Annotated in this window: 5 protein-coding genes; 2 read left to right on the plus strand and 3 right to left on the minus strand. The window is 57.8% G+C overall.

The window, feature by feature from the left end; translation table 11 throughout:
• The first annotated feature begins 448 nt into the window (after positions 1-448).
• Complete coding sequence (locus AC1DT3_RS11480; RefSeq protein WP_477465386.1) at positions 449-841, plus strand: low affinity iron permease family protein; 393 nt, start codon at positions 449-451, stop codon at positions 839-841.
• 44 nt (positions 842-885) lie between these two features.
• Here the strand turns inward: AC1DT3_RS11480 and AC1DT3_RS11485 are convergent, their stop codons facing one another.
• From AC1DT3_RS11485 to AC1DT3_RS11495, 3 genes are all read right to left on the minus strand, one after another.
• The gene (locus tag AC1DT3_RS11485; protein WP_477465387.1) at positions 886-1,608 is read right to left on the minus strand and encodes a hypothetical protein; all 723 of its coding nucleotides are present in this window, start codon (positions 1,606-1,608) and stop codon (positions 886-888) included.
• A 650-nt stretch (positions 1,609-2,258) separates the two neighbouring features.
• Positions 2,259-2,747: a lysozyme inhibitor LprI family protein gene (locus AC1DT3_RS11490; protein ID WP_477465388.1), complete on the minus strand. Its 489-nt coding sequence runs from the start codon at positions 2,745-2,747 to the stop codon at positions 2,259-2,261.
• A 425-nt stretch (positions 2,748-3,172) separates the two neighbouring features.
• Entirely contained in the window at positions 3,173-4,174 is a 1,002-nt protein-coding gene (locus AC1DT3_RS11495; RefSeq protein ID WP_477465389.1) for a helix-turn-helix domain-containing protein, read from the minus strand.
• A 335-nt stretch (positions 4,175-4,509) separates the two neighbouring features.
• Here AC1DT3_RS11495 and AC1DT3_RS11500 point away from each other — a divergent pair.
• Positions 4,510-5,256 (plus strand): DUF1254 domain-containing protein (locus AC1DT3_RS11500; protein ID WP_477465390.1); only part of this gene is annotated, 747 nt, incomplete at its 3' end.

Here is a 5,256-nt window from a genome sequence, read left to right on the forward strand (position 1 = left end):
GCGGTAAGCCGTGCTGATGATAATCGCTGCAAGGTCTGCAGGCGAAAGCGACGTCAGCGGATCGGCAAAATCCCGCAGATCATCGCCATCGTGCCTAATTTCCAAAGCGCTGCGCCCCATCAGTGCCTCCGTCCGTTGACGAACCAAGCCCGGCGCCCGTGCAGCGCACCTCCACCACACGCACGGCAGCAGCCGGGAATTGAAGTGAACCGACCAGACCGGACGGCAGTGTCCAAGTCGCTGTCGACGACATCATCAGACCCTGCGCCTACGATGGCCGTCTGCTCACCGCCACAACCGTCACACACGGCCCGGACGCCGATCCTGGTCTCGCGCAAATTGATTCTCGCGGGGGATAGGGAAGCATGCTGGGACAGGATCATTTTCGCTCTCCGTCTCGGATGTTCTTATTATGTTCTCATTTCGAAACGGAGTCAATAAGGGGTTAATGATCCCTGCGATAGCAGATGCAACGGCTCACGCAGCGGGGCGTCCATTTACCTCCGCACTTTGTCTTCTGTCCGTGGTCGTCTGGGCCGTCAGCGGCCCGTTCTTCGGCTTCTCGGAAGTTTGGCAAATCGTCATCAACACTGCGACGACCATCGTCACTTTTCTGATGGTCTTCCTTTTGCAGGCGACGCAGAACCGCGATGGTGCCGCGATACAGGCAAAACTCGACGAACTCATTCGCGCGAGCGACGCCGAAAACCGCTATATCGGCATCGACCATCTCACGGAGGAGAATTGCTCGCTCTTCGGAAGGACTGCGAAGACCTCGCACAGACGAGAGCCGCTAAACGGGCGGTCGGGTAAGTTAGAGGTGGAGTGGCGTAGCCGCTAGCGCGCTTGCCATATAAGCAAAGGCCGGATGCTCGCTCACCTATTCTACTTGGGCGAATTGTCCGGTGGGCGTACCGCCGTCCACGAAGCCCTTTCAGTTTTCCGTCTTCGGAAATGCGAAATCCAATTCCAAGCGATGATCACAAGGACGATTGGAAGGCCGAAATTCAAGAAACGGATCAGTGCATTGTGCCCGGCCGCGGCATGAACGCGATAAGCATGGAAAACACCAATTGCGACTACGCCAACCGTACCGATTAGCGGCCACTTAAAATCGGCCCAAAATCCCAGTTTTGTAAGTATTGCATCGGGCGCTCGCAGCAGATCCGGCCGGTAACCCGCAAGCGATTCCGAGATCTCATTGCGCGTCATTTCCATTAGGATCGGGCTGATATTGATGGTCGACGAGGGTGAACGAACGACGATCACTCGATTGCTAACTGCGATAGATGTCACCTCGTCCCATCTAACCCACCGGTCACCAAGGATCGCCCTTTGGCGCAAGCCATCAGGGCTCGCAACAAGCGGTGAGTTTCTGAACGCCCACGAAATGCTGAGGACGCCTAGCCCTAGAAGAAGGATGCCGCCCGCCAAGATGACTGTTCCGAGAATTGCCGGCGGAACGCTGGCATATTGGGAGTTGGTAGATGGTGCATCGAGAAAGCCGCCCCACAACGTGCCTATGCCGAGGCAAAGCGTGAAGGCGCCCATCGTAAATGTCTTCAATGGGCTGAATCGGAAGTATGTGATGCCGTCTTTGGGAAGCATGCGAAATAGGTCTCAACGTGCAGTCTTGAAACATTCGGTGACACATTGACCGCGAACCCCATGAAGCAACTAGAGCTGCAGTCGGTAGCTTACTGCAAGGCCCGGAGCGGCGCTATGGACCAACGCTCGGTCGAGCAGGCTGCAGGGGAGGCGGGGCTTTTTTCATTTGGCACGACGTCTCGGTTACTGCAATTATTGTCCAAGCGACTCGTAGATCCCTCTGCATGCGTAAAGCGACGCCGAGAACGCGAGCCAACCCAACATTCTTAGTAGGAAGCTACGGCAGCCTCCCTTGAAGAAGAACGTACGAAAGTGGTGTTCTGAACCTCCGTCCATGGGGAAGTCGGTGAATTCAACCCTTCTCTTCAAGGGAGCAGCATGCTTAGAAAATCCCATCGCATCTTTGGCCATCCAAAAAACCATGCGAGCGCTGTGTAGAGTCCTCCAAACAAAATGAGCGCAGCAAAACTCCCCATGCCGGCACCGGCGACGCCGGCATAGAAGCCTCCAAGGACGCCAGCGGTCAACACGAGGCCCGCAACAATCAAAGTTGGGACGTCGCTCTCCTTGCGGCTGGCGCGGGATTTCACGATCGGGACGCTTGATTGACGGTCTTTGGCCATGATGTTTAAAGAGTTGGCAAGAGGTGCCTATCGCTGTCTCATGTATTCGAGCAGCTCTTTAAGATCGATTGCTCTCAGAGCCGTTTGATCACTTAGGCAGGTTCCGCTCAGAGTATTTATCTCTGTCCCGCCTTTGTAAACGTAGGCAGGCCACTCGCAGATCGTGGTGTTGAGATCGCTCCAACGCTCTTGGGTTAGTCCAAAGTGTCGCCGATCCTCGTCCGAGAGAAGGACTTCGATCGCTCGTTCATAGCGTGTCAGCAGATCCCGCCATGCATCGTATTCCCGAGAGATGCAGGCATCGCGCCCTATCCGAGTTCCCCCGTCCGGCATTGCACGGCATGGATTTGCGATGACACCAATACAGGCGCGCCGGTCCGCTGTTTTTCCCTTCGAGTCGACGCAAGTTTCTACGAGTGAAATCTCTTCCGGGGTTGGCTCGGCTCTTGTGAAATCGGAAGCACTTGTTGTGAGTGTCACAAATGCCGCCACTAGCGCCTGAGCGAGAAAGTTCATTGGGCTTCACCTACTACCGCGACATTGCGATAGCACCCCTTCTGCGCAGCCTGCACCCTTCAAGTGCCCGGGAAACCAAAAGTCTAATAATTCGGGTGGTCACCGCGTGTCGATCGAAAGCAGTCGATGCGCGAAATTGAATGTCCGTTCAGGTCAAGATCAACACGGTCGACATCTCGCGCCTAGCGAACTCATTGGCTGCAGCTGGTCATAAGGCCGGGGATTTGTGGCTAAGGTCAAGTCATCAATGGTGACGCTGCCACGGTAACTGTTTTGAAGCTTTTGATGAAGCGACCGGTCGGGATTTGCCGCATTACCGCAGGAGCGGACGTTCGCACGCATTGTGGCGCGCCCTTTTGAACGCGGAGGCGCTGATCTTGGCTCACGCCGTTAGTTGGGGCATTGGCGGCGCGAGGCGAACACGCTTAGCCGACGCGCGATTGCTCACGAAACCGACGCGGCGTGACGCCCGTCATCCGCCGGAAGGCGCGGCTGAAATGGGCGGGGTCCGTGTAGCCGGAGGAAAAGGCGACATCGATGATCCTGCAATCGGTGTCGCGCAGAAGCCGGCTCGCATTCTCATATCTGGCCGTTTCGAGTATGTCCGAATAGGTATAGCCGAGAACGGCGAGCCTGCGTTGAAGCGTCCGCGTGCTAACGCCTGCGATGTCCGCGACCTCGGCTAGAGCCGTTGTTCCCTCGTCGAGATACGCCGGCAGCATCAGCTTGAGCAGTTCGACGATGTCGTAACCGGATGGGCCGTCCTCCTGGTCCCGCGGCGGCGCAAAGAAGGCGGTCGACCGGTTGGATAGGCTGAGAAGCGTGATCGGCAGGCTGATCCAGGCGGCATGCTGATCTGACAGAAACCGCACATTGGGCCAGGACGATCGCGTCGCCTGGCTCGGCGCATAAGACGATTCAAAGGCAATCGCCGTCGGCATCCAGTCTGGCCCCGCGAATTGCTGCACGATGTAGATCGAGAAAATATTCTGAATCCATTGTGCATATTTCAGATGCAGGAGCCCGGTTGTGCCGGCGAGCCTGCTGCAGACCCGCACATGATCCGCATCATGCTCGATCCACATGCTCAGAATGGTGTCTTCCCGCGACGCCCAATGGCAAGCGTGCCGGAGCGCGACGAGCAGCGTGGGTGAATGCGCGATCAGGGCCCGTGTCTTTTCCCTCAGATGGGAGAAATGCAGGCGCCGGGCGGCGAGAAAGCCGAAATCCTCGATGCCCTGGATTCTCTGGGCAGTCTCGACGAAACGCAGCGCTGGCAGGAGCGGCAGGTATAGATCGCTCTTTTCGGCCAGGGACGATGGCAGCCGGGACCTCTCCAGGAGCGTCTCTGTCGGAGCGCCGATATCGTCGAGGATGTTGACGAAGGGCAGCAGGAACTGGCCGCGCGTCAAAGGAATATCAGCCACTCGGACCTCGCCGCAACTGAGTTGATGCTTTTCACAAAGCCGAATCACGGGGAATTGTGCCCGGCGGGACGGAGCATAACCGGTCGCGATTGGCGTGAAATGGCAAGACGGGCGAGCGGCCCATGCACGAAATGCTCGCAATGGAATTAACAGGGCCGGGGACGCCGCGCGCCGCTTCCGGACTTTGGCTCGCCCCCCAGAACTGGACAGTCCTAGCTGGGTGGATCACGGGCATCTCCGGACCCAAAGTGACGATCAGCCGAATCACGGGCGCGGAATCACTCGGTTTTGCCCCGATGAGCAAATGGAAAAAGACGCCAATGAGGTGCCGTTCAATGCGAATGACGTTGGTCTACAGCCTGAGTTTCCTGGTTCTCTCTCCGTGCGCGGCGTCCGCACAGTCGGTTCCGGTCAACATCGACAACTTCAAGCGAGCCGAGACCGATTTCTATATGAGGAAAACGGTCGATGACGGTGGCCTCGGCAAGTTCGCCCATAGCAGGACGCCGACGCCGATCGACAAGCAGCCCGTGGTCCGGATGAACCGGGATACGCTCTATTCCCAAGCGCTCTTCGACCTCGACGCCGGCCCGGTGACCATCACCCTTCCCGATGCTGGCAAGCGCTTCATTTCGATGCAGATCATCRGCGAAGACCATTACACCCCGATGGTGGTCTACAAGCCGGGCCGCACGACGCTCACGAAGGACAAGGTTGGCACCCGCTATGTGTTCGTTGCGGTGCGTATCCTTGTCGATCCCAACGACAGCAAGGACCTCGCGCGGGTTCACGCTCTGCAAGATGCGCTGAAAGTGGAGCAGAAGTCGGTCGGCAAGTTCGAGGCGCCCAATTGGGACCTGGCTCAACAGAAGAAGATCCGTGAGGCGCTCGAAGCGCTTTCCGAGGCATCCGGCAGCTTCACCAACGCTTTCGGTCCGAAGGGGAAGGTCGATCCGGTCAAGCACCTGATCGGCACGGCAGCCGGCTGGGGCGGCAACCCCGACAAGGATGCATCCTACCCCTCGATCACCCCGGCCAAAAACGACGGCACGACGGTTTATAGGCTCCGGGTCAAGGAGGTC

The organism is Microvirga sp. P4_G7 (assembly GCF_056401005.1).